The sequence below is a fragment of the Ramlibacter sp. genome (genome assembly GCF_035655895.1).
GTDB lineage: Bacteria > Pseudomonadota > Gammaproteobacteria > Burkholderiales > Burkholderiaceae_C > Ramlibacter.
The window spans coordinates 975361-1001214 of record NZ_DASRTN010000006.1 but is presented as its reverse complement, the minus strand read 5'-3'; the positions used below and the strand labels follow the sequence as shown (position 1 = coordinate 1001214).

Annotated in this window: 17 protein-coding genes; 13 read left to right on the top strand and 4 right to left on the bottom strand. The window is 70.3% G+C overall.

Annotated features, from left to right (window positions below; genetic code table 11):
• Positions 1 to 12: 12 nt before the first annotated feature.
• Together boxC and VFE82_RS07760 are read right to left on the bottom strand one after the other, a co-directional pair.
• Entirely contained in the window at positions 13 to 1704 is a 1692-nt protein-coding gene (gene boxC, locus VFE82_RS07765) for a 2,3-epoxybenzoyl-CoA dihydrolase (RefSeq protein WP_324999683.1), read from the bottom strand.
• Between the two features lies 1 nt (position 1705).
• The gene (locus tag VFE82_RS07760; protein ID WP_324999682.1) at positions 1706 to 2596 is read right to left on the bottom strand and encodes a helix-turn-helix transcriptional regulator; all 891 of its coding nucleotides are present in this window, start codon (positions 2594 to 2596) and stop codon (positions 1706 to 1708) included.
• Between the two features lie 122 nt (positions 2597 to 2718).
• On the opposite strand from VFE82_RS07760, the gene VFE82_RS07755 reads away from it, so the two are divergent.
• From VFE82_RS07755 to glgA, 13 genes are all read left to right on the top strand, one after another.
• Positions 2719 to 3189 (top strand): flavodoxin domain-containing protein, encoded by a 471-nt coding sequence (locus VFE82_RS07755; RefSeq protein WP_324999681.1) that lies wholly within the window; start codon positions 2719 to 2721, stop codon positions 3187 to 3189.
• 124 nt (positions 3190 to 3313) lie between these two features.
• A complete protein-coding gene (locus tag VFE82_RS07750; protein ID WP_324999680.1) occupies positions 3314 to 4888 on the top strand; it encodes a benzoate-CoA ligase family protein in 1575 nt (524 codons plus the stop codon).
• A 95-nt stretch (positions 4889 to 4983) separates the two neighbouring features.
• Positions 4984 to 6171, top strand: coding sequence for an ABC transporter substrate-binding protein (locus VFE82_RS07745; RefSeq protein ID WP_324999679.1), 1188 nt, complete (start codon positions 4984 to 4986; stop codon positions 6169 to 6171).
• A 207-nt stretch (positions 6172 to 6378) separates the two neighbouring features.
• Positions 6379 to 7242 (top strand): branched-chain amino acid ABC transporter permease, encoded by an 864-nt coding sequence (locus VFE82_RS07740; protein ID WP_324999678.1) that lies wholly within the window; start codon positions 6379 to 6381, stop codon positions 7240 to 7242.
• A 67-nt stretch (positions 7243 to 7309) separates the two neighbouring features.
• Positions 7310 to 8335 carry a branched-chain amino acid ABC transporter permease gene (locus VFE82_RS07735; RefSeq protein ID WP_324999677.1) on the top strand — a complete coding sequence of 342 codons (1026 nt, stop codon included), beginning with the start codon at positions 7310 to 7312 and terminating at the stop codon, positions 8333 to 8335.
• Positions 8328 to 9080: an ABC transporter ATP-binding protein gene (locus VFE82_RS07730; RefSeq protein ID WP_324999676.1), complete on the top strand. Its 753-nt coding sequence runs from the start codon at positions 8328 to 8330 to the stop codon at positions 9078 to 9080. The genes VFE82_RS07735 and VFE82_RS07730 overlap by 8 nt, the downstream gene beginning before the upstream one ends.
• Positions 9080 to 9796 carry an ABC transporter ATP-binding protein gene (locus VFE82_RS07725; RefSeq protein ID WP_324999675.1) on the top strand — a complete coding sequence of 239 codons (717 nt, stop codon included), beginning with the start codon at positions 9080 to 9082 and terminating at the stop codon, positions 9794 to 9796. Before VFE82_RS07730 ends, VFE82_RS07725 begins: the two co-directional genes overlap by 1 nt.
• Before the next feature lie 273 nt (positions 9797 to 10069).
• Positions 10070 to 11959 (top strand): 1,4-alpha-glucan branching protein GlgB, encoded by a 1890-nt coding sequence (gene glgB / locus VFE82_RS07720; protein WP_414708732.1) that lies wholly within the window; start codon positions 10070 to 10072, stop codon positions 11957 to 11959.
• Positions 11960 to 11987: 28 nt separating this feature from the next.
• Positions 11988 to 13277, top strand: coding sequence for a glucose-1-phosphate adenylyltransferase (locus tag VFE82_RS07715; protein WP_324999673.1), 1290 nt, complete (start codon positions 11988 to 11990; stop codon positions 13275 to 13277).
• Entirely contained in the window at positions 13274 to 15436 is a 2163-nt protein-coding gene (gene glgX, locus VFE82_RS07710; protein ID WP_324999672.1) for a glycogen debranching protein GlgX, read from the top strand. The genes VFE82_RS07715 and glgX overlap by 4 nt, the downstream gene beginning before the upstream one ends.
• Positions 15433 to 17286, top strand: coding sequence for a malto-oligosyltrehalose trehalohydrolase (gene treZ / locus VFE82_RS07705; RefSeq protein ID WP_324999671.1), 1854 nt, complete (start codon positions 15433 to 15435; stop codon positions 17284 to 17286). The genes glgX and treZ overlap by 4 nt, the downstream gene beginning before the upstream one ends.
• 36 nt (positions 17287 to 17322) lie before the next feature.
• On the top strand, positions 17323 to 22362 hold the full coding sequence (locus VFE82_RS07700) for a malto-oligosyltrehalose synthase (RefSeq protein WP_324999670.1): 5040 nt from the start codon (positions 17323 to 17325) through the stop codon (positions 22360 to 22362).
• Entirely contained in the window at positions 22359 to 23828 is a 1470-nt protein-coding gene (gene glgA, locus VFE82_RS07695) for a glycogen synthase GlgA (protein WP_324999669.1), read from the top strand. The genes VFE82_RS07700 and glgA overlap by 4 nt, the downstream gene beginning before the upstream one ends.
• 30 nt (positions 23829 to 23858) lie before the next feature.
• Here the strand turns inward: glgA and VFE82_RS07690 are convergent, their stop codons facing one another.
• On the bottom strand, positions 23859 to 24416 hold the full coding sequence (locus VFE82_RS07690) for an NAD(P)H-dependent oxidoreductase (protein ID WP_324999668.1): 558 nt from the start codon (positions 24414 to 24416) through the stop codon (positions 23859 to 23861).
• A gap of 314 nt (positions 24417 to 24730) precedes the next feature.
• Positions 24731 to 25759, bottom strand: a complete 1029-nt coding sequence (locus tag VFE82_RS07685; RefSeq protein ID WP_324999667.1) for a sulfate ABC transporter substrate-binding protein — start codon at positions 25757 to 25759, stop codon at positions 24731 to 24733.
• Positions 25760 to 25854 lie beyond the last annotated feature (95 nt).

Here is a 25854-nt window from a genome sequence, read left to right as displayed (position 1 = left end):
GGGCTGGCGGGATCAGATGCGTTTCCAGTCGAAGCGGGCCTTCTTGCCCGTGCCGAACAGCTTCAGCGCGCCGTCCTCGCCCACCGCGTTGGGACGGATGAAGATCCAGTTCTGCCAGGCGGAGAGGCGGCCGAAGACGCGCGTCTCCATGGTTTCGCGAACCGGGAAGCGCAGCGATGCCTCCATGCCGGTCAGCGCGTCCGGCGAGAGCGAGGCGCGCTCCTCGAGCATCAGGCGGATCTCGTCGTCCCAGTCGATGTCGTCCGGGGTCAGCGTCACCAGCCCGAGGCCCAGCGCCTGGTCGGCGCGCAGCGGGCTGCCCTGCAGCCCCTGCAGCTGCGCGATGGTGCCGCCGTCCTCGTGGAACCGGGTCTGCAGGCGCGTCAGCCCGTTGACTTCGGGGTAGCGGCCGAAGTTGGCCGGCGACAGCTGCAGCGCCGGCGCCGCATCGGGCGAGTCCGGCAGGTCCAGCATGTAGATGCGGTCGCAGGCCAGCGCCAGTTCGTAGAAGGTGCCGGCAAAGCACGCGCCCTCGTCGACCAGTGCGATCAGCGAGCGGCTGGTCACGTCCAGGCGGGCCAGCGTGCGGCGCAGCAGGCCGATCGTCTCGCGCACCAGCCAGTGGCCGGCGTGCTGCTCCAGCACCGCGTCGGCCTGCAGCACCCGTTGCGCATCGCCCCGGGTCTTGATCACCCAGGTGCCGACTTCCAGCTCGTTGGTGCGCAGGTTGAGGATCGCGTCATCCAGCTCGCGCGCCAGCTTCAGCGGCCACCAGCCGGCACCGGCGGCGACGATGGCGCCGGGCGTCGACTCGATCGCCGCGGCGGGCGCCTGCACGGTCAGCGTGGCGATGCGCGCCGCGCGATCGACCTGCACGTCCACCAGCGAGTAGTGGTAGCCCTGTTCGTCGATGGTGGCGCCCAGCGGGACCAGCTCCACGCCCTGCGACGGCCCCTGCCGCGTGGACTGCTTGCGCAGCGTCTCGACCTCCGCCGCCACCAGCTGCGGGAACTGCTGCGGCTTGGCATGGCCGTCGATCAGCTTCCAGTCCTTGGCGCGGTCGGCACGCACGCCTTCGCTGGTCGTGCAGAAGATGTCGGCCAGGTCGCGGCGCACCTTGCGCTTGTCGGTCACGCGGGTCAGGCCGCCGGTGCCGGGCAGCACGCCCAGCAGCGGCACCTCGGGCAGGCTCACGGTGGACGAGCGGTCGTCCACCATCACGATGCGGTCGCACGCCAGGGCCAGCTCGTAGCCGCCGCCAGCGCACGCGCCGGTCACCGCCGCCAGCGATTTCAGTCCGTCCTGGCGTGACGAGTCCTCCAGGCCGTTGCGGGTCTCGTTGGTGAACTTGCAGAAGTTCACCTTCCAGGCGTGGGTCGACACGCCCAGCATGTAGATGTTCGCGCCGGAGCACCAGATGCGCTCCTTGCCGGATTCGAACACCACCACCTTCACCGCGGGATGCTCGAAGCGGATGCGGTTGATGGCGTCGTGCAGCTCGATGTCGACGCCCAGGTCGTAGCTGTTCAGCTTGAGCTTGTAGCCGGGCTTGATGCCGCCGTCCTCGTTGATGTCGAGCTTCAGTCGGGCGACGTCGCCTTCCACGCTCAGGGTCCAGTGCTGGTACTTGGCGGGATGCGTCGCGAAGCTGACCAGTTCACGGTCGCCCTGCTTGAACAGCAGGGGTTCGGTCATGGCGTTCATGTCAGGCGGTCTCCTTGGGTCGGGTGGGGGCCGGAACGGCGCGCTCCAGGTCCTTGAGCGATTGCTTGACGCTGCGCGCCGCGGTATCGACCACGGCGTCGGCACGCGCGTACAGCGTTTCGCGGCTGGCCAGGATGCGGCGGATGTCCTCCATCGCCTCCCCGGTGGCACCGCGGGTGGTGTCGAAGGGCCGCATGTCGCCCTGGGCGACGACGCGGCTCATGTGCTCCTCCGGGCTGGCCTTGAGCCAGACGCAGTAGAAGCGGCTTTGCAGCAGGTCGAAGGTCTCGCGCTCGCTCACGATGCTGCCCCCGGTGGTCATGACGACGCCGTCGGCGTGGTCTTCGGCGATGCGGAACAGCGCGCGCCGCTCGTAGCGGCGGTAACCGGCCTGGCCGTGCAGCAGCAGGATCTCGTTCATGCTGGTGCCGGCCTCGCGCTCGATCTCGCGGTCGAGTTCGACGAAGGGCACGCCGCGGTCGGCGGCGAGCTGGGCGCCCAGCGTCGACTTGCCAGCCCCACGCAGCCCGATCAGCGCGATGCGCTTCTCGCGGCCCAGCGCATCGCCCAGGCCGAAGGCGCCGGACAGCAGCGCATACGCCTGGTCGAGCTGCGCCTCGTCGAGCCGGCCCAGCAGGTTGTGCAGGCGGGCCAGCGCCGGACGGGGCGCGTCCTGCAGCAGTTCCAGGATGGAGATGTTCAGGGCGCGCGCGGCCGCTTCCAGCGAGTTGATCGAGACATTGCCCTTGCCGCTTTCGACGTCGGCCAGGAAGCGCTCGGACAGCCCGGAGTCGTTTGCCAGCTGCTTGCGGGTCATGCCGCGGCGCGCGCGCCAGGCGCGCACCCGCGCACCCAGCTCGGCGAGCGTGGCCCTGGCGTCGGAATCGGTCATGAGCTGCATGGGTGGCGGGCGAGCGGTTTGGCGGGGCGTGGCGGGCGTTTGACCCGGATCAGGATTGCAGTATACTTCCGACCATCGACATGTCAAGCAGTTTACTGCATGTGAGGCAAGCCATGAAGCTCAAGATCCTCGTCGGCACCATGACCAGCACCGCCGACTACGTGGCCCAGGCAATCCAGATGGATTGCGCCGACCTGGTGGACGAGATCGAAGTCCAGCTGATGGATGGCCTGGACATCTCTGTCTTCGACGAAGATGCGCTATATCTCATCTGCAGCTCGACCTACGGCTCTGGTGACATTCCGGACAACGCCCGCACGCTCTACGACTCGCTGGACGCCACGCCCAGGTTCCTCGGCCACGTGAAGTACGGCGTCATCGCCCTGGGCGATCGCACCTACCTGCAGACGTTCTGCTTCGGTGGCAAGAAGTTCGACGAGCGCCTGCAAGGCCTGGGCGCACAGCGCATCGGCGAGGTCTGGTGCCACGACGCGAGCGCCGGCACCATGCCCGAGGAAGAAGGCACGGCCTGGTGTCGCCAGTGGCTCACGCAGGCCCTGGCGCCGGAGCGGGCTGCGGCCTGACGGCGCGGCCCTCACGCCGCCGCGCAGGTGCCGGCGGCGTGAGGGGGCGGGCCGAAGCAGCCGATTGTCGAGGCCGCTGCCGGAGCGCCGGCAGGCGAGCGAACGGAGAAGAACGAGGAGACCCATGCACCTGAGCCATGCCGACCACAGCACCAGCCCGCCCCGCGTGGACATTCCGCGCGACTACAACGCGGCCTACGACCTGCTGCAGCGCAACGCGGCCCGCACCGACAAGGCCGCCTTCATCGATGCGACCAGCGGCGCGCGACTGACGTACGGGCAGCTGCGCGAGCAGGCGCAGCGCCTGGCCAATGCGCTGCGCGCGCGCGGCATCGCGCCCGAGAGCCGCGTGCTGCTCGCCATGCTCGACACGCCGGAGTGGCCGGTGGTGTTCCTGGGCTGCATCCTGGCCGGGGTGGTACCGGTGGCGGCCAACACGCTGCTGACCACGCCCGACTTCGAGTTCATGCTGCGCGACTCGCGCGCCCAGGCCCTGTTCGTGTCCAAGCCACTGCTGCCGGCCTTCGAGACGCTGGTCGGGGAGATCGGCACGCTGCGGCACGTGTTCGTCGCCGGTGCGGACGGCGAGCGATCCGTCGCGGGCCTGGTGGCTGCGGGCAGCGACCGGCACGACGTGCACCCCACCTGCGCCGACGACGCGTGCTTCTGGCTCTATTCCAGCGGGTCGACCGGCACGCCCAAGGGCACGGTCCACCTGCACAGCCACCTGGTCCAGACCGCGGAGCTGTACGGCCGCGCCGTCCTGGGCATCCGCGAGGACGACATCGTCTACTCGGCCGCCAAGCTGTTCTTCGCCTACGGCCTGGGCAATGCCCTGACCTTCCCCATGAGCGTGGGCGCGACCACGGTGCTGCTGCCCTCGCGCCCCACGCCGGCCGACGTGTTCGGCGTGCTGCGGACCTTCCAGCCGACCATCTTCTACGGCGTGCCCACGCTCTACGCGGCGCTGCTGGCCGATGGCGGGCGGCCGCGGCGCTCCGAGCTGCGCCTGCGCGTGTGCACCAGCGCTGGCGAGGCGCTGCCGGCCGACATCGGCAGGCGCTGGACCGCCGAGTACGGCTGCGAGATCCTGGACGGGATCGGCTCGACCGAGATGCTGCACATCTTCCTGTCCAACCGCCCCGGCGCGGTGCGCTATGGCACCACCGGCCAGGCGGTGCCGGGTTACCAGCTGCGCATCGTGGGCGACGACGGGCGCGAATGTGGCGTCGGCGAGATCGGCGAGCTGCAGATCAGCGGACCGAGCGCCGCGCTGATGTACTGGAACAACCGGACCAAGACCAAGGCCACCTTCGCCGGCGAATGGACGCGCAGCGGCGACAAGTACACCCGCGACGCCGATGGCTACTACACCTACGGCGGCCGCAGCGACGACATGCTCAAGGTGGGCGGCATCTACGTCTCGCCGTTCGAGGTCGAGGCCTCGCTGATGACCCACGCGGCGGTGCTGGAAGCGGCGGTGATCGGCGTGGCCGACAGCGACCAGCTGGTCAAGCCCAAGGCCTTCGTGGTGCTCAAGGCCGGCCTGCAGGCGTCGGCCGCCGACCTGCAGCAGCACGTGAAGAACCAGCTCGCGCCGTACAAGTACCCGCGCTGGATCGAGTTCGTGCCCGAGCTGCCGAAGACGGCGACCGGCAAGATCCAGCGCTTCAAGCTGCGCGCGGCGGCAGCGCGCTGACGCGCGCAGCGCGCCCCATCCGGGTAACCCATGGTGCGCTGCAACGCGTGCTTTGGTACAACCTCGCGAGCCTCAACAGAACACGGAGAACACGCATGACCTCTCGCCGCCTCGTCCTCACCCGCAGCGCCGCCGTGGTCGGCGCCGCATCCGCAGGCCTGCTGCTGCCCCAGATCGTGCGTGCACAGTCCAACAAGGTGCGCGTGGGCTTCATGCTGCCCTACACCGGCACCTTCGCGCAGCTGGGCGTGGCCATCGAGAACGGCGTGCGCATGGCGATCGCCGAGAAGGGCGGCAAGCTGGGGGGCCGCGAGATCGAGTGGTTCAAGGTCGACGACGAGTCCGAGCCGTCCAAGGGCGTCGAGAACGCCAACCGCCTGGTGCAGCGCGACAAGGTCGACGTGCTGATCGGCACGGTGCACTCGGGCGTGCAGATGGGCATCCAGCGCGTCGCGCGCGAGTCCGGCGTCCTGAGCCTCATTCCCAACGCCGGCGTGCACGCGGCCACCCGGGCGCTGTGCGCGCCCAACGTGTTCCGCACCTCGTTCACCAACAGCCAGCCGACCCTGGCGCTGGGCAAGGCGATGGTCGACAAGGGCCTGAAGAAGGCCGTGTGGATCACCTGGAAGTACGCCGCGGGCGATGAGGCCTACGAGGGCTTCAAGGACAGCTACACCAAGGCCGGCGGCACCATCGTCAAGGAACTGGGCCTGCCGTTCCCGAACGTGGAGTTCCAGGCCCTGCTCACCGAGATCGCGTCGCTGCGCCCCGACGCGGTGGCCTGCTTCTTCGCGGGCGGCGGCGCGGCCAAGTTCATCCGCGACTACGCGGCGGCCGGCCTGAAGGACAAGATCCCGCTGTGGGGCTCGGGCTTCCTCACCGAGGGCGTGCTCGACGCCGCCGGGCCCGCCGCCGAGGGCATCATGACGACGATGCACTACAGCGACTCGCTGGACACGCCGCGCAACAACCAGTTCCGCCTGGAATACGCCAAGGCGTTCCGCATGCAGCCCGACGTCTACGCGGTGCAGGGCTACGACACCGGCCTGCTGCTCTCGCAGGGCATGGCCGCCGTCAAGGGCGACATCGGCAACAAGCAGGCGCTGTACAAGGCCCTCGAGACGCAGACCATCGACAGCCCGCGCGGCAAGTGGACCATGAGCAAGTCGCACAACCCGGTGCAGGACATCTACCTGCGCCGCGTCGAGAAGGGCGAGAACAAGGTCGTGGGCGTCGCCGCCAAGGCACTGGCCGATTCCGGCGCGGGCTGCAAGCTCGGCTGACGGCACGGATCTCGCTCTGCTGGGAGGCCCCTGCCTCCCATTTTTTTGCCCTCGCCCCGTTCGGATGACCCGTCTCCCGGCTTTCGGCGCCTCCCGCGCGCCCACCCCGCTCCGGCGGGACTCCCGCACCCTGCCCCGCGCAGCGCGTCGCGCCCGCGTCCGCTTCCTCGGCCTTGCCGCCGCGGACGCGGCCACCGGAGAGCGCTGATGGACTTCGCCAACTTCCTCATCCAGCTGCTCAACAGCGTCCAGTACGGGCTGCTGCTGTTCATGCTTGCCGCCGGCCTGACCCTCATCTTCGGGATCATGGGCGTCGTCAACCTCGCCCATGGCAGCTTCTACATGCTGGGGGCCTACCTGGCCTGGTCGCTCTCCAGCCGCTTCGGCAGCCTCACGCTGGCGATCGTGGGCGGCGCCGTGCTCGCCGTGGCATTCGGGCTGCTGCTCGAGCGGTTGCTGTTCCGGCACTTCTACCGGCGCGACCACCTCGACCAGGTGCTGCTCACCTTCGGGCTGATCTACGTGTTCGAGGAGCTGCGCTCCATCCTGTGGGGCGACGACGTGCACGGCATCGACATCCCGGCGGCCCTCGCAGCCTCGCTCCCGCTGACCGAGAACCTCTCCTATCCGGTCTACCGGCTGTTCATCTCCGGCGTCTGCATCGCGCTGGCGCTCGGGTTGTACGTGCTGATCTCCAGGACCCGCCTGGGCATGAAGATCCGCGCCGGCGCCTTCAACCACGACATGGCCGAGGCCCTGGGCATCAACATCAAGCGCATCCACGCGGTCGTGTTCGCGCTGGGCGTGGCCCTGGCGGCCATCGCCGGCATGGTGGCCGCGCCGATCTCCAGCGTGTACCCGAACATGGGGTCGCAGGTGCTGATCATGTGTTTCGTGGTGGTCGTCATCGGCGGGATCGGCTCGGTCCGCGGCGCCCTGATCGCCGCCCTGCTGGTGGGCGCCGTCGACACCTTCGGCAAGGTGCTGCTGCCCCAGCTGGCCGGCATGCTGGTCTACATGCTGATGGCGGCGGTGCTGCTGTGGAAACCCGAAGGGCTGTTCAAGCAATGAAGGCGATCGTCCTGTCCGCGGCGGCCTGCCCGCCCGCCACCGCACCGGCCCGCCGGGAGGTGACGCCATGAGCGCCGCCAAGGCCCACCTGGAAGTCCTGCCGCGCAGCCTGCAGCTGCTGCTGGCGCTGGGGCTGGTCGCGCTGCTGGCCTGTCCGTTCGTCGCGACCGAGTTCTATTCGCAGATGGTGGCGCGCATGATGATCCTGGCGATCTTCGCGATGAGCCTGGACCTGCTGCAGGGCGTCACCGGGCTGGTCTCGCTGGGCCATGCGGCCTTCTTCGGCGTCGGCGGCTACGTGCTGTCGCTGGTCTCGTCGGATGCCGGTCCGGTGAGCCTGTGGTGGACGTTGCCAGCCGCCGTGGCCGTCGCGGCGCTGTTCGCGCTGGTGATCGGCTTCTTCGTGGTCCGCACGCACGGCATCTACTTCATCATGGTGACGATGGCATTCGCGCAGATGCTGTTCTACCTGGTGTTCGACAACAAGGACCTGCAGGTCGCCGGGCTGTCCCTGCGGCTGGGCGGCTCGGACGGCCTGTACATCAACTTCAAGCCGGACGCCAGGCTGGTCGACCTGGAGGACAAGCGGGTTTTCTACTTCTTCACCCTCGCCTGCCTGGTGGGCGTGTACGCCTTCCTGCGGCGCCTGCTGTGGAGCCCGTTCGGCCGCGTGCTTGCGGGCATCCGGGTCAACGAGCACCGCATGCGCGCCCTGGGCTACGGCACCTTCGGCTACAAGCTGGCGGCGTTCACGCTGGCCGGCGGGCTGGCCGGCCTGGCAGGCTACCTGTGGGGGGCGCAGACCGGCTTCGTGAATCCCGAGCTGATGGGGTTCCACATGAGCGCGCACGCCATCATGATGGTCATCCTGGGGGGCATGGGCAATTTCGCAGGCGCCATCGTCGGCGCGTTCGCCTTCGAGTGGCTGCTGCACGAGTTCAAGGACCTGCCCTCGATCGGCAGCTTCAACGCCGGCAAGCACTGGCAGCTGTGGATGGGCCTGTTCATCGTGGCCATCGTCGCCTTCGCGCCGCGCGGACTGCTCGGCCTGGCGGCGCGTGCCGGTCGCCGCAGGGGGGACGCCGATGCCTGACGTGCTCCTGTCCGCGCAGCACCTCACCAAGCGGTTCGGCGGACTGGCCGCCGTGAATGACGTCTCGCTCGATCTCTGGCGGGGCGGCATCCACGCCGTCATCGGCCCCAACGGCGCCGGCAAGTCCACCCTCACGAACCTGCTGTCGGGCGACCTGGTGCCGACGGCGGGCACGGTGACCCTGGGCGGCGTCGACGTCACCGGCCGCAGCCCCGAGGCGATCTCGCGCGCAGGACTCGGCCGCAGCTACCAGAAGACCAACATCTTCCTGCCGTTCACCGTGCGGGAGAACGTGCGCCTGGCCGCACAGTCGCGCGCGCAGCACCCGGCGCGCTGGCTGCGCCGCGCCACCACGTTCGCGCCGACCAACGAGCAGGCCGAGCGCGCGATGGAGCTGGCCGGCCTGGTCGCCCGGCGAGATGCCATCGCCGGGACCATCAGCCATGGCGAGCAGCGCCAGCTCGAGATCGCGATGACGCTGGCGACGGCGCCGCAGGTGCTGCTGCTCGACGAGCCGCTGGCCGGCATGGGCACGGCCGAGGCGGAGCGCATGGTGGCGCTGCTGCAGCGCCTGAAGGACGGCCACGCCATCATGCTGGTCGAACACGACATGGACGCGGTGTTCGCACTGGCCGACCGCCTGACCGTGATGGTCAACGGCCAGGTGATCGCGAGCGGCACACCCGCGCAGATCCGGGCGGACGCGGGCGTGCGGGCTGCCTACCTCGGCGAGGAGCAAGCGTGATGGCCGACGAGCTCCTGATCGACGCGCGCGGGTTGCACACGTACTACGGCCAGAGCCACATCCTGCGTGGCGTCGATTTCCACGTGGCCCGCGGCGAGACCATCGGGCTGATGGGGCGCAACGGCATGGGCAAGAGCACCCTGCTCAAGACCCTGATGGGGCTGGTCAAGCCACGCGGCGGCACGGTGCGTGTGGCGGGCCGCGACATGACCGGGGCCGCACCCTATGACATCGCCCAGCGCGGCATCGCCTATGTGCCGGAAGGTCGCGGGATCTTCGGCAACCTGTCGGTGGTCGAGAACCTGAAGATGGCGGCGCGGCCCGGCGTGCGCGGCCAGCGCGACTGGACGTACGACCGCGTGCTCGACACCTTCCCTCGGCTGGCCGAGCGGCTGTCACACGGCGGCCAGCAGCTGTCCGGCGGCGAGCAGCAGATGCTCACCATCGGGCGCGCCCTGATGACTAACCCGGACGTGCTCATCCTGGACGAAGCGACCGAAGGACTCGCTCCCCTCATCGCGCGGGAGATCTGGCGCATCTGCGGCCTCATCCGCGAGACGGGCATCTCCACCGTGATCGTCGACAAGAACTGGAAGCACGTCACCCAGCTGAGCAACCGCAACCTCATCCTGGTCAAGGGCGAGGTGGTGTTCAGCGGCACGTCGGATGCGCTGCGTGCGCAACCCGACCTCCTGACCCAGCACCTGGGCGTCTGACCAGCGCGGCCTGGCCCGGGCCGCCTGTTCCTCTCCTCCACGCACCGGCGCCACGACGCGCCGGCCGGCTGCGACCGTGTCAGCCGAGGCGCCGCGCATCCCGGCGCTTCTTCTTCCTGCAGAGTGGACATGGCACCCGCGACGGCGTCGGCGGTTTCGACGCGCGACTGTAGGTGCCGGACTACGGCAACTCGCCCGGGCCTCCTTCATGCTGATGGGTCCCGCCAGGGAAGAATCTTTCTTCACGCAAGTTACGAGATGACGCCTGTTCCGTTGACCCCCGACTCCGCCGCCCAGGCCTCCCGCGGGCACGCCACCGGCACCCGGCCGAGCCACCATTTCCGGCAGTACGACGTGATGGGGGCGCATGGCGACGGCACGGGCACGCGCTTCACGGTGTGGGCACCCAACGCGCGCAGCGTGGGCGTCGCGGGGTCGTTCAACGGCTGGCACTGCGAGCCTCTGCAGCGGCTGGAGGACGGCAGCGGCCTCTGGCACGGACGCGTGGAAGGCGCCCGGGCCGGCGACACCTACAAGTACCGCATCCAGGGCGCGCACGGCGGCTGGATGGACAAGGCCGACCCTTACGCGTTCCGCTGCGAGCACCCGCCCGGCACCGCCTCGCAGATCTGGGAGCTCGACCATGAATGGGGCGACCGCGAGTGGATGGCGGCGCGCGGTCAGCGGCAGTCGCACCGCCAGCCGATGTCGATCTACGAGGTGCACCTCGGGTCCTGGCAGCGGCAGGAGGACGGCCGGGTCCTGAACTACCGCGACCTGGCCGTGCGCCTGGCCTCGCACTGCCGCACCATGGGCTTCACCCACGTGGAGCTGATGCCCGTGGCCGAGCATCCGTTCTACGGTTCCTGGGGCTACCAGACCACCGGCTACTTCGCACCGACCGCCCGCTACGGCACGCCGCAGGATCTGATGGTGCTGGTCGACACGCTGCACCAGCACGGCATCGGCGTGCTGCTCGACTGGGTGGGGTCGCACTTTCCCTCCGACCCGCACGCGCTGGCGCAGTTCGACGGCACCGAGCTGTACGAGCACGCCGATCCGCGCCTGGGGTTCCATCCCCAGTGGAACAGCCTGATCTTCAATTACGGCCGCTACGAGGTGCGCGACTTCCTGATCAGCAACGCGCTGTTCTGGCTGGAGAAGTACCACTTCGACGGCCTGCGCGTGGACGCGGTGGCCTCCATGCTGTACCTGGACTTCGCGCGCGAGCCCGGCCAGTGGGTGCCGAACCGGCACGGGGGCAACCAGAACCTGGAGGCCGTGCACTTCCTGCAGGACCTCAACAGCGCGGTCTACGCCGCCTTCCCGGACGTGCACGTGATCGCCGAGGAGTCCACCGCCTGGGCGGGCGTGTCCCGCCCCGTTCACGACGGCGGCCTGGGATTCGGGATGAAGTGGAACATGGGCTGGATGAACGACACGCTGCGCTACATGGCGCGGCCGCACTTCTACCGGCGCTGGCACGCGGACGACATCCGCTTTTCCTCCGTCTACGCCTTCAACGAGAACTTCATGCTGCCGCTCTCGCACGACGAGGTGGTCTATGGCAAGGGCAGCCTGCTGTGCAAGCAGCCGGGCGACGAGTGGCAGCGGTTCGCGGGCCTGCGCGCCCTCTACGGCTACATGTGGACGCACCCGGGCAAGAAGCTGCTGTTCATGGGCGGCGAGTTCGGCCAGCTACGCGAGTGGCACCACGAGCGCACGCTCGACTGGCACCTGTGGGCGCGGCCGGCGCACGCCGGCGTGGCACGCTGGGTGGCCGACCTGAATGCCGCGTACCGGCGCGTGCCGGCGCTGCACGCCAACGATTTCCACGCCGAAGGTTTCGGCTGGCTGCCGGTGGAGACCGGCGAGCCGCAGACCGTGCTGGCCTTCGTGCGCCGCGCCGGCCCCGACGACGCGCTGGCGGTCGCCCTGGTCAACATGACCCCGGAGCCGCGCCTGGGCCTGCGGCTCGGGCTGCCGCACGCGGGCACCTGGCACGAACTTCTCAACAGCGACGCCACCTCCTACGGTGGCAGCGGCATGGGCAACCTCGGCCGCGTGGTCGCCGACGACCAGCCGCTGGGCGGACAGCCCGCCAGCGCCGCGATCACCCTGCCACCCCTGGCCACCCTGGTGCTGGTCGACCAGCCCCTCTGACATGCACTCTCTTCAGGAGGAGAACCCCATGCCCGCACACCGCAACGTCCTGGCCTTCGTGATGGCCGGCGGCGAAGGCTCGCGCCTGCACCCGCTGACCGCCGACCGCTGCAAGCCCGCCGTGCCCTTCAACGGCAAGCACCGCATCGTCGACTTCGTGCTGTCCAACCTGGTGAACTCGGAGATCTATTCGGTCTACATGCTGGTCCAGTACAAGTCGCAGTCGCTGATCGAGCACGTGCGCCAGACCTGGACGATGGCCCGCTTCATGCCCCAGCACTTCATCACCTGCGTGCCGCCCCAGATGCGCAACGGGCCGGAGTGGTTCCAGGGCACGGCCGATGCCGTGTACCAGAACATCCACCTGATCGAGACCATGAAGCCGGACATCGTGGCCGTCTTCGGTGCCGACCACATCTACCGCATGGACGTGCGCCAGATGATCGACTTCCACGTCCAGAGCAACGCCCACGCCAGCGTCGCCACCCTGCCCGTGCGCCTGGCGCAGAGCAACCAGTTCGGCATCGTCGAGATCGACGACTCGAACCGGATCGTCGATTTCATGGAGAAGCCGGCGCGCTGCAAGCCCATGCCGGGCAGCACCACGCACGCGCTCGGCTCGATGGGCAACTACATCTTCAACGCCGACGTGCTGCTCGAGCAGCTGCGCAAGATGAAGGAGAACGGCACCAGCGACTTCGGCAAGCACATCCTGCCGTCGATGGTGAAGAGCCACAAGCTGGTGGCGTACGACTTCGACACCAACCACATTCCCGGCACCGAGCCTTACGAGGAACACGCCTACTGGCGCGACGTCGGCACCATCGACTCGTACTTCGACGCGCACTTCGACACCCTGGGCGCGGCGCCGAAGTTCCGCATGACCAACGCGAACTGGCCGATCTACGCCAGCCCCGACCAGGCCGAGTCGGCCCAGATCGAGAACGGCATGATCCACCGCTCGGTGGTGGGCTCGGGCAGCATCATCGACGGCGCCGAGCTCGACCACGCGATGCTGCGCCGCTCGGTCATCGTCGAGCGGGGCGCGCGGCTGGAGCACTGCATCGTGATGGAACGCTCGCGCATCGGCCGCGGCGCGCAGGTGCACCGCGCCATCGTCGACCAGGACAACGAGGTGCCCCCCGGCGAGCGCATCGGCCTGGACCTGGAGCACGACCGCCGCCGCTTCCACGTCACCGACAGCGGCATCGTCGTGGTGCCGGCCGGCTACTTCAAGCCGGGCGCGCGGCACCATGCCCAGCCTGCGCCGCGTGCGGCGGTGCACACCGGCAAGCCCCGCCTGGAGGTGGTTGCATGACGGCGCTGGCCGTCGCCGCCGTCCCGCCCCCGCTCCCGACCGACGCGCAGCTGCCGGACCACTGCAAGCCCGGCAAGCCCTGGCCACTCGGCGCCACCCTCGCCGAGGGCGGCGTCAATTTCGCGGTGTTCTCGAGCGTGGCGGAGAAGGTCGAGATCTGCCTGTTCGACCGCACGGGCACACGCGAGGTGCGCCGGCTCGCGCTGCCCTGCCGCACCGACGACGTCTGGCACGGCTTCGTGCCGGGCCTGCCGGCCGGCACGCGCTACGGGCTGCGGGTCCATGGCCCCTACAACCCGGCCGAGGGCCTGCGGTGCAACCCGCACAAGCTGCTGCTCGATCCGTATGCCAAGGCGCTCGACCGGCCCCTGCGCGGCGGGGCCTGGCAGTACGCCTACACGCTCGGCGGACCGGCGCGCGACCTGGCCATGGACACCGTCGACAACGCGGCCGGTGCGGCCAAGTGCATCGTGCCGGATCCGGAATTCGACTGGGGCGACGACCGCCGGCCCGAGATCCCGCTGGAGGACACGGTCTTCTACGAAGTCCACGTGCGCGGCTTCACCAAGCTGATGGACGAGGTCCCGCACGGGCTGCGCGGCACCTTCGCCGGGCTGGCCAGCGAGCCGGCCATCGCCCACTTCAAGCGGCTGGGCGTCACCTCGATCGAGCTGCTGCCGGTGCACGCCTTCAACGACGAGCGCCGCCTGATCGACCTCGGGCTGGCGAACTACTGGGGCTACAACACCGTCGCGTTCTTCGCGCCCGAGCCGCGCTACTGCGCCGGCAACGACCCGGACGACTTCAAGCGCATGGTCAAGGCGCTGCACGCTGCCGGGCTCGAAGTGATCCTGGACGTGGTCTACAACCACAGCTGCGAGGGCAACCACCTGGGCCCCACGCTGTTCCTCAAGGGCATCGACAACCCGGCGTACTACCGGCTGGCCGAGGACCGCCGCTACTACGCCGACGTCACGGGCACCGGCAACACGCTGGACATCAGCCATCCGGCCACGCTGCGGCTGATGATGGACAGCCTGCGCTACTGGGTCGAGGAGATGCACGTCGACGGTTTCCGGTTCGACCTCGCGCCGGCCGTGGCGCGCAACGGGCAGTATGAGTTCGACCACCGCTCGCCGTTCCTGGCCGCCGTCGCCCAGGACCCGGTGCTGCGGCGCGTCAAGCTGGTGGCCGAACCCTGGGACATCGGCGACAACGGCTACCAGGTCGGCGGCTTCCCGCCGGGCTGGTCGGAGTGGAATGGCCGCTACCGCGACTCGGTGCGCGACTTCTGGCGCGGCACCGACGGCGCCGTGCAGGAGTTCGCCGCCCGCCTGGCGGGCTCGGCCGACATCTTCGGCCCCTCGCGCCGCCAGCCGTCGGCCAGCGTCAACCTGGTGACGGTGCACGACGGCTTCACGCTGAACGACCTGGTCAGCTACAACGACAAGCACAACGAGGCCAACGCCGAGGACAACCGCGACGGCGAGAGCCACAACCGCAGCTGGAACTGCGGCGTCGAGGGCGAGACCGACGACCCCGACGTGCTCGCGCTGCGCGAGCGCCAGAAGCGCAACTTCCTCACCACCCTGTTCGTCTCGCGCGGCGTGCCCCTGCTGCTCGGCGGCGACGAGATGGGCCGCACCCAGGGCGGCAACAACAACGCCTACTGCCAGGACAACCCGGTCAGCTGGTACGACTGGAGCGAGGAGCGCCGCGGCGATCCGCTGATCGCGTTCACCCGCGAGCTGATCGCCCTGCGGCGCGAACTGCCGGTGCTGCGCGACAACCGCTGGCCGACCGGCCAGCCCGACGAGGACGAGCGCCGCGACCTGGCCTGGTACAGCGTCTGGGGCCTGCCGATGACCGAGGAGGAGTGGACCAATCCCTCCGTGCGCTGCATCGCGGCCCTGTTCGACGGCCGCTTCACCCCGGTCGAGGGCCAGCCCAGCCCCGGCGTGCTGCTGCTGTTCAATGCCTCCGACGAGGCGGTCGTCTTCACGCTGCCGGAGGCGGCGGGCGTCGAGGAGTGGCGGGTGCGCGTGGACACCGGCGAAGGCACGTTCAGCCACGAGGAGGCCGAGCGCGTGCAGCCACAGGCCAAGATCGAGCTCGATGCGCACGCGATGGCCGTGCTGGTGGAGGGCCGATCGACGTGAAGGCCGCCCACCCCATGCGTTTCGGCGCGACGGTCCGCGCCAGCGGCGGCGTCGACTTCCGGCTCTGGGGGCCGGCCGCCCAGCAGGCCGAACTGGCGCTGTCGGCCGGGCCGGGCCAGGCGCCCCGCTTCGTCCCGGCCAGCCGCGACGCCGAGGGCTGGTGGGAATGCCACGTGCCCGAGGCCGCCGCAGGCACGCTCTACCAGTGGCGCATCGACGGCGACCTGCTGGTGCCCGATCCGGCCTCGCGCCACAACCCGCACGGCGTCCACCAGCCCAGCTGCGTGGTGGATCCTTCGTCGTTCGAATGGGACGACGGCTGGTCCGGCCGGCCCTGGCACGAGGTGGTGCTGTACGAACTGCACGTGGGCGCGTTCACGCCCGAAGGCACCTTCGCGGCGGCCGCGGCACGCCTGCAGGAACTCCGGGACGTCGGCATCACGGCCATCGAGCTGATGCCGCTGGCCGACTTCCCCGGCCGGTTCGGCTGGGGCTACGACGGCGTGCTGCCGTTCGCCCCGCACGCGGCCTACGGCACGCCGCAGGACCTGAAGGCCTTCATCCAGCAGGCGCACCGGCTGGGGCTGATGGTGTTCCTCGACGTGGTCTACAACCACTTCGGCCCGGAAGGCAACTACCTGCACCGGTACGCGCCGCAGTTCTTCTCGGCGACGCGCAACAGCCCGTGGGGGGCCGCCATCAACTACGACGGCGAAGGCAGCCGCTGGGTGCGCGAGTTCTTCATCGAGAACGCGGTCTACTGGACCACCGAGTACCGCTTCGACGGATTGCGGCTCGACGCGGTGCACGCCATCGCGGACGACAGCCGTCCCCACGTGCTGGAGGATCTGTCGACGCGCGTGCGGCAGGCCTGCGCCGGGCGCCACGTGCACCTGGTGCTGGAGAACGAGAACAACAACCACGAACGCCTGGCGACCACGCCGCAGCCGGGCCGCTACGACGGCCAGTGGAACGACGACTTCCACCACGCGCTGCACGTCGCGCTGACCGGCGAGCGCAGCGGCTACTACCACGACTACGGCGCCGGCCCCGAATCGCCGGTCGAGCTGCTGGGCCGCTCGCTCACGCACGGCATGCTGTTCGAGGACAGCCGCCGCAAGCCCGGCGGTGCCCGCGAGACGCCGCGCGCCACCCCGCCGCAGCCGCTGCCGACGCTGGTGAACTTCGCGCACAACCACGACCAGATCGGCAACCGCGCCTTCGGCGAGCGGCTGGCCGTGCTGGCCGGCCCCGACGCCGCCCCGCTGGCCACCCTGCTGGCCCTGCTCACGCCGGCGGTGCCCATGCTGTTTCTCGGAGAGGAGTTCGGCAGCACGCATCCGTGGCTCTACTTCGCGGACTGGGAAGGCGACCTGAAGAAGGCGGTGCAGGAAGGCCGCAAACGCGAGTTCGGGCATGTGACCAAGCTGGTGGACGGCCAACCGCTGCCCCTGCCGGATCCCTGCAGCGCGGACACGTTCGATGCCAGCCGCCCCGCCGCGCACGAGCGCGAGAGCGAACATGGCCGGCACTGGCTGGCCATGGTGGGTGCCGCGCTGGCCGCGCGCCGCCAGTGGATCATCCCGCGCCAGGGGCAGCTGCTCGCCGGCCAGCACACGGCGCAACGCGTCGGCGACCGGGGCCTGAGCGTCCAGTGGCGCTATGCCGACGGCCAGGTGCTGGCCCTGGACATCAACCTGGGCGGGCAGCCGCTGCCCGCGCCCGCCGAACGGCCAGGCCCGGTGGAGGCGCAGGACGTGTTCCGGCACCGCTGGCCGGCCAGCGCCGACGCCGGCGCATGGCCCGCCTGGGCCGCGCGCTGGCGGCTCGGACCCGAAATCACCCTATGAGGCGCCACCTCCCAATACCCCGCCCGGTGGCCTGACATGAGCCTGGACATGAACGAGGACGACCTGACCCGCCAGGCCGAACGCCACGGCGTGGCATTGCGCTACCACTCCTTCTGGGGCGAGGACAAGGAGGTGCCCCCCGCGGTGCTCGACCAGGCGCTGACCAGCATGGGACTGCGGCACCGCTCGCCGGCCGAGGACGGCCTGCCGCCGGTGCAGGTGGTCTGCGAAGGCGAGCCGGTCCGCATCGCCTGGACCGGCGAGTGCCCGGCCGCCGGCTGGCAGCTCGCGCCGGAACAGGCGGCCGCCTCGGGCTACAGCGGGCGCGTCGAGCGCGATGGCCAGCACTGGCGCATCGACCTGCCCTCCTCGCTGGCCGTGGGCTACTGGCAGCTCACGCTGGACGGCGGCGCCGGCCGCTGCCTGGTCGTGGTCGCGCCGCGGCGCTGCTGGGCGCCGCCCGCGCTGCTGGACGGCCAGCGCTGGTGGGGCTGCACGATCCAGCTGTATGCGCTGCGCTCCTCGCGCAACTGGGGCATCGGCGACTTCGGCGACCTGCGCCGCCTCGTCGACACCGCCACCCGCCAGGGCGCGTCCTTCATCGGCCTGTCGCCGCTGCACGCGCTCTTTCCGCACCGGCCGGAGGTCGCCAGCCCCTACAGCCCGTCCAGCCGCCTGGCCCTGAACCCGATCTACCTGGACGTGCAGGCGCTGGCCGAGCTGTCCGGCTGCGAGGAAGCCCGGCGGCGCTTCCACTCCGAGGAGTTCCAGGACCGGCTGCGCCGCCTGCGGGAGGCCGAACTGGTCGACTACCCGGCCGTCGCCGCCATCAAGGACGAGATGCTGGGCGTGCTGTGGCGGCATTTCCAGCAGCACGAACTGGACCCGAACCGCTCGCGCGGCGCGCATTTCGCGCGCTACATGCAGGACCGCGAGGAGACGCTCGGCCTGCATGCCGTGTTCGAGGCGCTGCAGGCCCACCTGCATGCCCAGGATCCCAACGTGTGGGGCTGGCCGGCCTGGCCCGAGGCCTACAAGGACCCGAACGGCCAGGCGGTGCGCGAATTCCGCCGTACCCACGCGAGCGAGATCCAGTTCCGCTTCTGGCTGCAATGGCAGGCCGAGGTGCAGCTGGAATCGGTGCAGCGCTATGCGCGCTCGCGCGGCATGGGCCTGGGGCTGTATTGCGACCTGGCCGTCGGGGTGAACGAAGGCGGCGCCGAGACCTGGGTGCAGCCGTCGCTGTATGCGCTGGGCATGCACGTGGGTGCGCCGCCCGATCCGCTCAACGCGCTCGGCCAGGACTGGGGCCTGCCGCCGCTCAACCCGGTGCAGCTGAAGGCGGCCCGCTACCAGCCGTTCATCGAAACGCTGCGCGCCAACATGCGCCACAGCGGCGCGCTGCGCATGGACCACGTGATGGCGCTCATGCGCCTGTTCTGGACCGGCGAACACGGCGGCACCTACGTCACCTACCCGCTGCAGGACCTGCTGGGCATCCTCGCGCTGGAGAGCCACCGCCACCAGTGCATGGTGATCGGCGAGGACCTGGGCAACGTCGCGCCCGCCATGCGCGAAGCCATGCGCGAGCGTTGCCTGCTGTCGTACCGGCCGCTGCTGTTCGAGCGCAGCGAGGACGGCGGCTTCCGCCCGCCGGCGGACTGGCAGCCGCAGGCGCTGGCCGTGGTCAGCACCCACGACCTGCCGACGCTGCGCGGCTTCTGGTCGGGGGAGGACCTGGAACTGCTGGCCCAGCTGGGGCTGTACCCGGACGACGCGGCGCGCGAGCAGGCCGTGATCAACCGCTCGCAGGACCGGGCCCGGTTGCTGATCGCGTTGCAGCACCAGGGGCTGCTGCCGCCGGACGTCACCACCCACCCGACCTCGCTGCACGACGCGACGCCGGCATTCGTGGCCTCGGTCTACGGCTACCTCGCGCGCACCCCCTGCTGGCTGGTGGGCGTGCAGCTGGAGGACGTGACCGCACAGCTGCTGCAGGTGAACGTCCCCGGCACGACCGAGGAGCGCTTCCCGAACTGGCGGCGCAAGCTGTCGGTCGCGGTGGAGGATCTGGCGGCGGACGAGCGATTCGCCAACGTGGCCGCCGTGCTGCGCGCCGAGCGCAGCGGTCCGGCGCCCGAGACCGCCCCCAGCGAACTGCCCGGGCTGGAGACCGCCCGCGTGCCGGTCGCCACGTACCGCGTGCAGTTCCACGAGGGCTGCCGCTTCGCCGACATCACCCAGGCCGTTCCCTACCTGCACGCGCTCGGGATCAGCCATCTCTACAGCAGTCCCTACCTGCGGGCGCGGCCCGGCAGCACGCACGGCTACGACATCATCGACCACACCGCGCTCAACCCCGAGGTCGGCGACGACCGGGACTTCGAGCGCATGTGCGGCGCGCTGCGCCGGCACGGCATGGGCCAGATGCTGGACCTGGTGCCCAACCACATGGGCGTGCTCGAAGCCGACAACGCCTGGTGGCTCGAAGTGCTGGAGCACGGCCAGGCCTCGACCCACGCGCACACCTTCGACATCGAGTGGTCGCCGGCCGCACCCGAGATGCACGGCCGCGTGCTGCTGCCCGTGCTGGGCGACCACTACGGCCGGGTGCTCGAATCGGGCGAGCTGCAGCTGCACTTCTCGGCCGAGACCGGCGAGTTCGGCCTGCGCTACTGGGACCACCGGTTCCCCATCGACCCGGCCACCTACCCCGACATCCTGGCCGTGCTGCCGGCCCCCCCGGCCCACGACGAGAGCGAAAGCGACAGCCATGCGGTGGTGTCGTCGGTGCTCAATTCGTTCGAGCGGCTTCCCTCGCGCGACAGCCACGACGACGAGCAGCGGCGCGCACGGGTGCGCGATGCCGGCATCTACAAGCGCAGCCTGGCGCGGCTGGTGTCCCGCCACGAATGGCTGGCGCACTGGATCGACAGCTGCGTCCAGCGGTTCAACGGCACGCCGGGCGAACCGGCCAGCTTCGACCTGCTCGACCGGCTGATCGCGCGGCAGGCCTACCGTCTGGCCGACTGGCACGTGGCCAGCGACGACGTGAACTACCGGCGTTTCTTCGACGTGAACACCCTGGCCGCGCTGCGCATGGAACGCCAGGAGGTGTTCGAGGCGACGCACGCGCGCGTGCTGCAGTGGCTGCAGGACGGGCACCTGGACGCGCTGCGCATCGACCATCCGGACGGCCTGTCGGACCCCCAGCAGTATTTCCAGCGGCTGCAGGCGCGCTTCGCCCGCCAGGCCGAGGTGGCCGGGCGCGAACCGCGCGCGCTCTACCTGGTCGTCGAGAAGATCCTGGCCGAGCACGAGCCGCTGTCGCACCTGTGGCCGGTGCACGGCGACACCGGCTACCGCTTCACCAACCTGGTCAACAGCCTGTTCGTCGACACCCGCCAGGTCGGCGCGCTGGACCGCAGCTACCGGCAGTTCACCGGCGAGCACGAGGACTTCGCCGAGATCGCCTACCGCTGCAAGCGGCTGATCATCGGCAGCTCGCTGTTCTCCGAGCTGAACTGGCTGGTCGAGGCGATGCACCGCATCACCCGCGCCAACCGGCGCCGCTGCGACTTCACGCGCAACCGGCTGCGGCTCGCGCTGGCCGAGATCGCCGCCGGCTTCCCGGTCTACCGCACCTACCTGCGGGTGGGCGAGCAGCCCAGCGCCGCCGACCGCCGCCACATCGACTGGGCGGTGGCCTCGGCCAAGCGGCGCCTCGGCGGCTCGGAAGCCGGCGTGCTGGACCACATCCGCGAAGTGCTGCTCGGCGAAGGCGAAGCGGCCGACGTCCCCGACGAGCAGCGCGCGCGCCTGCTGGCGCGCTGGCAGCAGTTCACCGCGCCGGTGATGGCCAAGGCCGTGGAGGACACGGCCTTCTACCGCTACCTGCGGCTGACCTCGCTCAACGAGGTCGGCGGCGAGCCGGCCAGCTACGGGATCTCGGTCGCGGCATTCCACGGCTCCAACCAGGCGCGGGCGCGCCACCGGCCCCACTGCCTGCTGGCCACGTCGACCCACGACAGCAAGCGCGGCGAGGACACCCGTGCGCGCATCGACGTGCTGTCCGAGATGCCGCAGGCCTGGACCGAGGCGCTGCAGCGCTGGGCCGGCTGGGCCGAGCTGTACCTGGGCGAGACCGAGACCGGGCCGGCGCCCTCGCGCAACGACATCTGGCTGCTGTTCCAGACGCTGGTGGGCATCTGGCCGGCGCAGATGCCGCACGCCCAGGAACGCGAGGACCTGCGCAAGCGGGTGCAGGAGTACATGCGCAAGGCAGTGCGCGAGGCCAAGCAGAACACCAGCTGGGTCTGCCCCGAGCAGGCCTACGAGGACGCCCTCGCCCGCTACGTCGATGCGGTCCTGCGCCCCGGCCATCCCAACCCCTTCGTCGACGAGCTGCAGCGGTTCACCGCCCGCATCGCCTCCTGGGGGTTCCGCAACAGCCTGGTGCAGGTGGCGCTGAAGTTCACCGTGCCGGGCGTGCCCGACGTCTACCAGGGCTGCGAACAGTGGAACTTCAGCCTGGTCGACCCGGACAACCGCCGCCCGGTGGACTTCGGGCGCCTCGCACGCACGCTGCGCGAGATGCAGGCGCAGTGCCGCGATGGCATCCCGACACCGGCACTGTGGGACACGCTGCTGGTGCACGCGGCCGACGGCCGCATCAAGCAGCTGGTGACCTGGCGCCTGCTGCAGCTGCGCCAGCACTGGCCCGACCTGTTCCGCGACGGCGGCTACCAGCAGCTGCCGCTGGAGGGGCCGGCTGCCGACCACGCGCTCGCGTTCGTGCGCACCCACGAAGGCCGCGCGGTGCTGGTCGTCGCCGGCCGCCTGATGTGGACGCTGTGCGGCGGCGACGACAACCGCTGGACACCGGCCCTGTGGGCCGGCACCCAGGTGCGTGGGGGCGAAGCCGCGGTGCTGCGCCGCTGGCCACGCTGGCGCCACTGGCTCACGGGCCAGGAAGTCAGGTGCGCGCCGGAGGGCGAGCCACTGGGGCTGGAGGCGTTCTTCGCCGGCGCCGGCCGGCTGCCGTTCGCCGTGCTGGTCGCCGAGGAGACGCCATGAAGATCCTGTTCGCCACGCCCGAATGCACGCCCTGGGTCAAGACCGGCGGCCTGGGCGACGTGAGCGGTGCGCTGCCGCCAGCGCTGGCCGCCCTGGGCCATGACGTGCGCGTGCTGATGCCGGCGTACCGCGGGTTGAAGGTCAGCGGCGAAGTCGGGGACGTGGTCGACCTGCCGGCCTGGGGACCGTGGCCGGCCGCCCAGCTGCTGCCGGTGCGCCTGGACAGCGGGGTGACGCTGCTGCTCCTGGCTGCGCCTTCGCTGTACCAGCGGCCCGGCGGGCCCTACGTGGACAGCACCGGGCACGACTACGACGACAACGTCCTGCGCTTCGGCTTCCTCAGCCGGGTGGCCGCGATGCTGGGCACCGGCCCCAGCCCCACCGACGGCTGGCAGGCCGACGTGGTGCACGCGAACGACTGGCCCTGCGCCCTGGCGCCGCTGTACCTGGCCAGCGCGCGCGGGCTGACCCCCGCGCCGACCGTGGCCGCCAGCGTGATGACCATCCACAACCTGGCGTTCCAGGGCGTGTTCCCGATGCACCATGCCGACGTGCTCGGCATCCCGCACCACTGGCGCGGCATGGAGGGCGTCGAGTTCTGGGGCCAGCTGTCGATGCTCAAGGCGGGCCTGCAGTTCGCCGACGCGATCACCACGGTGAGCCCGACCTACGCGCGCGAGATCCAGACGCCCGAGTTCGGCGTCGGCCTGGACGGCGTGCTGCGCGCACGCGCCGACCGGCTGAGCGGCATCCTCAACGGCATCGACACGCGGGTCTGGAATCCTGCGGCCGACCCGCTGCTGCTCCATCCGTTCGGCCCCGGCGACCTCGCCGGCAAGGCCCGGAACAAGGCCGCGCTGCAGGCGCAGCTGGGGCTGGCGCAGGATCCGGCGGCGCTGCTGTTCGGGGTGGTGAGCCGCCTGACCGAGCAAAAGGGCATCGACCTGGTCCTGCAGAACCTGGAGGCGGTGCTCGCCGGCGGCGCCCAGCTGGTCGTGCTGGGCCAGGGCGACCCGGGGCTGCAGCAGGCGCTCGGCGAGGCGGCCGCGCGCGCGCCACGGCAGGTGCACGTGACCGTGGGCTTCAACGAGGCGCTGGCGCACCGCATCGAGGCCGGTAGCGACTGCTTCCTCATGCCCTCGCGCTTCGAGCCATGCGGGCTGAACCAGATGTACAGCCAGGCGTACGGGACGCCGCCACTGGTCAACGCGACCGGCGGGCTGGTGGATTCGGTGATCGACGCGGACGCCGATCCCCGCGGCGGCACCGGCTTCGTGATGCGCACGGCCGATGCCGCGGGGTTCGCCGACGCCGTCGGGCGCGTGCGCGCCGCGTTCGGCCGGCCTGCCGTGTGGAAACGGCTGCAGGCCAACGGCATGCGCCGCTCGTTCGGGTGGGAAGCCAGCGCGGGCCGCTACCTCGAGGTGTACGCGGCCGCACTCGAGGCGGCCGGCCGATCGGCCTGACGCCACGGAACGCCGCGCACGGGCGCGGCCTCACATCTTCGCGTGGTCGCGCACCCAGGCGGTGTAGCGGTCCATCCAGGTCTGCAGGAACCTGCGGCTGTCGTCGAGGCCGACGTGGCCCTTGTCGTCGAACAGCCCCTCACGGTTGGCGATGAAGGCCTCGGGCTGCCCGAGCGTCGGCATGTCCAGGTAGGCCAGGATGTTGCGCAGGTGCTGCTGCGCCATGGCGGTGCCGATCGAGCCGACCGAGACACCGATCACGCCGGCCGGCTTGCCCGCCCAGGCGCTCTGCCCGTAGGGGCGCGACGCATGGTCGATGGCGTTCTTCAGCACCCCGGGGATCGAGCGGTTGTACTCCGGCGTCACGAACAGCACGCCCTGCGCATCGGCGATCTCGGTCTTGAGCCGGCGCACAGGCTCGGGCGGCCGGCCATCGTCGTCCTGGTTGTAGGGCGGCAGGTCGTCGATGCGGCAGTGGTGGAACTTGAACTCCGGGGGCGCCATGCCGGCCAGGGCCAGGGCGAGCTTGCGGTTCAGGGAGTCCTGTCGGAGGCTGCCGATCATCACGGCGATGCGGAAGGTGTCCATGGGGGCGTTCGGGTGGTGGATGGCGCCGATTCTGGGAGGCGGCTGCCCGGCCGTGCAGGGGCGGATACGGATCGACGCAGATGTCGCACTGACGATGGGGTCGTCTGCCTCAGGCTGAAGCGCCCGCCCTGCCGCGCCCGCCGTCGATGCTGGCTACGGTGGCTGGTGGCCGGCGGCCGGACGGCTGGCGGCCCGCGCCGCCTTGCCCCGCCTTGCCCCGCCTTGCCCCGCCTTTGCCCCGATGCCGCCGGGCCGCTCGGGCGCAGGCACGCAAACAAGCCGCCCGCAGGCGGCTCGTTCCCGGCGGGATCCACTCACTTGCGCGTGTAGATCTGGTCGAAGCTGCCGCCGTCGGCGAAGTGCTCCTTGTCGGCCTTGCTCCAGCCGCCGAACGCCTGGTCGATGGTGAACAGGTTCAGCTTGGGGAACTGCTTGGCGTACTTGGCCTGCGCCTTCTGCGAGACCGCCGGCCGGTAGAAGTTCTTGCCGATGATGTCCTGGCCTTCCTCGGTGTACAGGTACTTCAGGTACTCCTCGGCCACGGCGCGCGTCCCCTTGCGGTCGACGTTCCGGTCGACCACCGCGACGGCCGGCTCGGCCAGGATCGAGATCGACGGCGCGACGATGTCGAACTTGGTGCCGAACTCCTTTTCCAGCAGGAAGGCCTCGTTCTCCCAGGCGATCAGCACGTCGCCCTGCCCGCGCTGCGCGAAGGTGATGGTCGAGCCGCGCGCCCCGGTGTCGAGCACCGGCACGTTGCCGAACAGGCGGGCGATGAACTCCCTGGCCTTGGCATCGCCGCCGTACTTGCGCTTGGCGAACTCCCAGGCGGCCAGGTAGTTCCAGCGGGCGCCGCCCGAGGTCTTGGGATTGGGCGTGATCACGCTGATGCCGGGCTTGACCAGGTCATCCCAGTCCTTGATGCCCTTCGGATTGCCCTGGCGCACCACCAGCACGATGGTCGACGTGTACGGCGACGCGTTGTGCGGCAGCCGCTTCTGCCAGTCGGCCGACAGCCAGCCGCCGTTCTTCACCAGCGCGTCGGTGTCACCGGCCAGCGCGAGCGTGGCCACGTCCGCATCGAGCCCGTCGATGATCGAGCGGGCCTGCTTGCCCGAGCCGCCATGCGACTGCTTGATCGTAACGTCCTGGCCGGTCTTGCCCTTCCAGTACTTCGCGAATGCCTGGTTGAACTCGACGTACAGCTCCCGCGTCGGGTCGTACGACACGTTCAGCAGCGTGAGCGCCGGCTGCTGCGCATGCAGCGCGGTGGCACCGAGGCCCAATGCGCCGCCGAGGACGGCGGCCAGGGGAATCTTGATAAAGTCGCGGCGAAGGCTCATGGGGGTCATCCGTTCTGTGACAGCGCGGATTCTTCAGCTCCCCGCCCGGAACTGGAACGAACAAGTTCTCAGTTGTTTATCCGAATAAGCTAATC

What these genes read in the sequence shown, in the direction of transcription:
- VFE82_RS07745 (WP_324999679.1), top strand. Translation starts at nt 4,984, where the DNA reads ATGACCTCTCGCCGCCTCGTCCTCACCCGCAGCGCCGCCGTGGTCGGC.
- VFE82_RS07700 (WP_324999670.1), top strand. Translation starts at nt 17,323, where the DNA reads ATGAGCCTGGACATGAACGAGGACGACCTGACCCGCCAGGCCGAACGC.
- VFE82_RS07755 (WP_324999681.1), top strand. Translation starts at nt 2,719, where the DNA reads ATGAAGCTCAAGATCCTCGTCGGCACCATGACCAGCACCGCCGACTAC.
- VFE82_RS07760 (WP_324999682.1), bottom strand. Translation starts at nt 2,596, where the DNA reads ATGACCGATTCCGACGCCAGGGCCACGCTCGCCGAGCTGGGTGCGCGG.
- VFE82_RS07715 (WP_324999673.1), top strand. Translation starts at nt 11,988, where the DNA reads ATGCCCGCACACCGCAACGTCCTGGCCTTCGTGATGGCCGGCGGCGAA.
- glgX (WP_324999672.1), top strand. Translation starts at nt 13,274, where the DNA reads ATGACGGCGCTGGCCGTCGCCGCCGTCCCGCCCCCGCTCCCGACCGAC.
- VFE82_RS07735 (WP_324999677.1), top strand. Translation starts at nt 7,310, where the DNA reads ATGAGCGCCGCCAAGGCCCACCTGGAAGTCCTGCCGCGCAGCCTGCAG.
- VFE82_RS07725 (WP_324999675.1), top strand. Translation starts at nt 9,080, where the DNA reads ATGGCCGACGAGCTCCTGATCGACGCGCGCGGGTTGCACACGTACTAC.
- VFE82_RS07750 (WP_324999680.1), top strand. Translation starts at nt 3,314, where the DNA reads ATGCACCTGAGCCATGCCGACCACAGCACCAGCCCGCCCCGCGTGGAC.
- glgA (WP_324999669.1), top strand. Translation starts at nt 22,359, where the DNA reads ATGAAGATCCTGTTCGCCACGCCCGAATGCACGCCCTGGGTCAAGACC.
- VFE82_RS07730 (WP_324999676.1), top strand. Translation starts at nt 8,328, where the DNA reads ATGCCTGACGTGCTCCTGTCCGCGCAGCACCTCACCAAGCGGTTCGGC.
- VFE82_RS07685 (WP_324999667.1), bottom strand. Translation starts at nt 25,759, where the DNA reads ATGAGCCTTCGCCGCGACTTTATCAAGATTCCCCTGGCCGCCGTCCTC.
- VFE82_RS07690 (WP_324999668.1), bottom strand. Translation starts at nt 24,416, where the DNA reads ATGGACACCTTCCGCATCGCCGTGATGATCGGCAGCCTCCGACAGGAC.
- VFE82_RS07740 (WP_324999678.1), top strand. Translation starts at nt 6,379, where the DNA reads ATGGACTTCGCCAACTTCCTCATCCAGCTGCTCAACAGCGTCCAGTAC.
- boxC (WP_324999683.1), bottom strand. Translation starts at nt 1,704, where the DNA reads ATGAACGCCATGACCGAACCCCTGCTGTTCAAGCAGGGCGACCGTGAA.